The organism is Cellulomonas septica, assembly GCF_012396155.1.
Lineage (GTDB): Bacteria > Actinomycetota > Actinomycetes > Actinomycetales > Cellulomonadaceae > Cellulomonas > Cellulomonas septica.
On record NZ_JAAXOY010000487.1, the window covers coordinates 1 to 2,819 of the forward strand.

Genomic DNA, 2,819 nt, shown 5'->3' on the forward strand with positions numbered 1-2,819 from the left:
GCGTGCACGTCCCGCTGCAGCGCCCACGTGGGCTCGTAGGGGAGCAGGCGGGTGCCGAGGTCGAGCGCGTCGAACCGCATGCCGGTCAGGCTAACCCCGGGTCGGTGCGGCCGCGTGCGTCGTCCCGACGTCGGGGGCGTCGGGACGCGGGCCGCGCGTGGCCGTGCGGAACGCGTCGCCGCGGTGCCCGCGGCCGGGCCCTCCGTCGATCCCGTCGGCGGCCCGCAGCCCGCGGTCGTTGAGGAAGAAGCCGGCCCAGCCCACGACGGCGTGCCGCAGCACCATCGCGATCTCGCGCAGCGCGTGCGGGTCGTCGACGTCCATGAGCAGGTCGGAGACCTGCGCGATGAGGCCGAGGCTGCGGCGCTCGCGACGCTCGGCCTCGACGAGCGCGGCCTGCTCGGCGTCGTGCGACAGCTGCTCGGTCATGTCCTGGAACGCCGCGACCCAGTACCGCGGGGTGTCGCGCGCGTCGTCCGACGGGACCGGCGACAGGTGCACCTGGCACACGAACCGCGACCCGTCGGCGCGACCGAGCGTGAACGTCGGGGTGAACGGCCGCCCCGCGAGGAGCGCCTCGGCGAGCTGCATGGCCCGCACCGGGTCCCGCTCGAGCTCCGCGCGGATCGCCGGCTCACGCTCGTGCGCACCCTCGAGGCCGTACCCGACGGCCCGCTCGAACGCCTCGTTGACCCACACGGCGGTGAGCACCGCGTCCCGGGACTCGAACAGCCCCATGGGCACGACCGTGGCCGCGAGGGCGCGCGCGTGCAGGTCGGGGGTCACGGACGGCGTCGCGGGGGGCAGACCACCCGACATCGGATCCGCGTGGGAGTTGACCACCACCACCTCCGATCGTCTAGCGTGCCGAACGGGCGGATCGTCGAGGCAGTCGACGGCACGCCTTCGAGGCCGGCACCAGAAGGAGCACTGTGCGCGACGGTAACAGCAGCAACCCGGACGAGTCGGCGACGACCGACGACGCGGCCGGTCGCGTCGTGGGTGAACCCGGTGCGGTCCACGTGATCGTCGGCACCGACCGCACGCGCATCGTGCTCTCGGGCGAGGTCGACGCCGACCTCGGACCCGAGCTGCAGGAGGCGACCGCCGAGGCCGAGCAGGTGGGTCTGCCCATCGAGGTCGACGCCCACCACGTGACGTTCATGGACTCGTCGGGCGTCGCGTTCCTCGCGCGGCTGTCGATCCGCAGCCAGCACCGCGTGCGCCTCCTGCGCGTCCCGCCGACCGTGCGCTTCCTGCTCGAGGTCACGCGCATCGGCGAGCTGCTCGACGTGGTCGAGGGCACGGACGACTCGGCGTTCCAGCCGGTCGGCGACGCCCCGGCGACGAACGGGCCGACGACCTCCTGAGGACGACCGCGGCACGTCGCGAGCGGCGACCGCACGCGACGCCCCGGACATGACGAGGGCCCCGACCACCGCGGTGGTCGGGGCCCGTCGTCGTCAGTGCGTCAGAGCTTGTGACCGGCCGAGCGGAGCTGCTGCGCCGCCTCGACGATGCGCTGCGCCATGCCCGCCTCGGCGAGCTTGCCCCAGGCGCGCGGGTCGTAGGCCTTCTTGTTGCCGACCTCGCCGTCGACCTTCAGGACGCCGTCGTAGTTCTTGAAGAAGTGGTCGGCCACCGGACGGCTGAACGCGTACTGCGTGTCCGTGTCGATGTTCATCTTGATGACGCCGTTGTCGACCGCCTCGGCGATCTCCTCGGCCGTCGAGCCCGAACCACCGTGGAACACGAGGTCGAACGGCGAGTCCTTGCCGACCTCGGCGCCGACGGCCTTCTGGATGTCCGCGAGGATCGACGGGCGCAGCTTGACCGCACCCGGCTTGTAGACGCCGTGCACGTTGCCGAACGTGAGGGCCGTCAGGTAGCGGCCCTTCTCGCCGACGCCGAGCGCGCGGACCGTCGCGAGACCGTCCTCCGCCGTCGTGTAGAGCTTCTCGTTGATCTCGGCCTCGTGGCCGTCCTCCTCGCCGCCGACGACGCCGACCTCGATCTCGAGGATCGTGCGGGCCGCCTGCGAGAGCTCGAGGAGCTCCGCCGCGATGACGAGGTTCTCGTCCAGCGGGATGTCCGAGCCGTCGAACATGTGCGACTGGAACGTCGGGTTCTCGCCGCGCTTGACCTGCTCCGCCTCGAGGGCGAGCAGCGGGCGGACCCACGAGTCGAGGTTCTTCTTGACGCAGTGGTCGGTGTGGAGGGCGACGGTGATGCCGTAGCCCTTGGCGACCTCGGTCGCGTACGCGGCGAGCGCGATCGAGCCGGCGACGCGGTCCTTGACCGTCGCGCCCGACGCGTACTCCGCGCCGCCGACGGAGACCTGGAGGATGCCGTCCGACTCGGCCTCCGCGAAGCCCTGCAGCGCGGCGGTGACGGTCTGGGACGACGTGACGTTCACGGCCGGGTAGGCGAACTTGCCCGCCTTCGCCCGGTCGATCATCTCGGCGTAGACCTCGGGGGTGGCGATGGCCATCTGCAGCACTCCTGCGTTCGTAGGACGGTGTCGCCCACAGTTTGCCACCGTTCGGCAAAGGGCCGGTCGGGACGTCCTTCCCACGGACGGCGGCGATCAGGCGCTAGCAGCGACCGCTGCTCAAGTCGGCGGTCGCACGTGCCGACCGGCTGGTCGTGACGAAGCCGCTGACCTCGCGCACTGCACGTGCCACCCGCGCCGCCCTCGCAAGGTCGTCGACGACCGCCTGGCCTTGGCGCGGATCCTCGCGTCCAACCCTGGACCCGCGCTGTACGCGGCGACCCAGAAGGCGCTGGCCGGCACGGCACAGGAGGCACACGAGTTTCTC

General features: G+C 72.1%; 4 protein-coding genes. 2 read left to right on the forward strand and 2 right to left on the reverse strand.

Going from position 1 to position 2,819, the window contains the following annotated elements; translation table 11 throughout:
* Nucleotides 1-90: 90 nt before the first annotated feature.
* A complete protein-coding gene (locus tag HGA02_RS15460; protein ID WP_210728648.1) occupies nucleotides 91-819 on the reverse strand; it encodes a PAS domain S-box protein in 729 nt (242 codons plus the stop codon).
* A gap of 113 nt (nucleotides 820-932) precedes the next feature.
* Between HGA02_RS15460 and HGA02_RS15465 the strand changes: the two genes are divergently transcribed.
* Nucleotides 933-1,370, forward strand: coding sequence for an STAS domain-containing protein (locus tag HGA02_RS15465; protein WP_168679948.1), 438 nt, complete (start codon nucleotides 933-935; stop codon nucleotides 1,368-1,370).
* Between the two features lie 101 nt (nucleotides 1,371-1,471).
* Here HGA02_RS15465 and fbaA read toward each other — a convergent pair whose 3' ends face one another.
* Nucleotides 1,472-2,491, reverse strand: coding sequence for a class II fructose-bisphosphate aldolase (gene fbaA, locus HGA02_RS15470; RefSeq protein WP_168679950.1), 1,020 nt, complete (start codon nucleotides 2,489-2,491; stop codon nucleotides 1,472-1,474).
* Between fbaA and HGA02_RS21855 the strand changes: the two genes are divergently transcribed.
* Nucleotides 2,484-2,819: ALF repeat-containing protein (locus HGA02_RS21855; protein ID WP_210728649.1), on the forward strand; the 336-nt coding region annotated here is incomplete at its 3' end. The genes fbaA and HGA02_RS21855 overlap by 8 nt on opposite strands.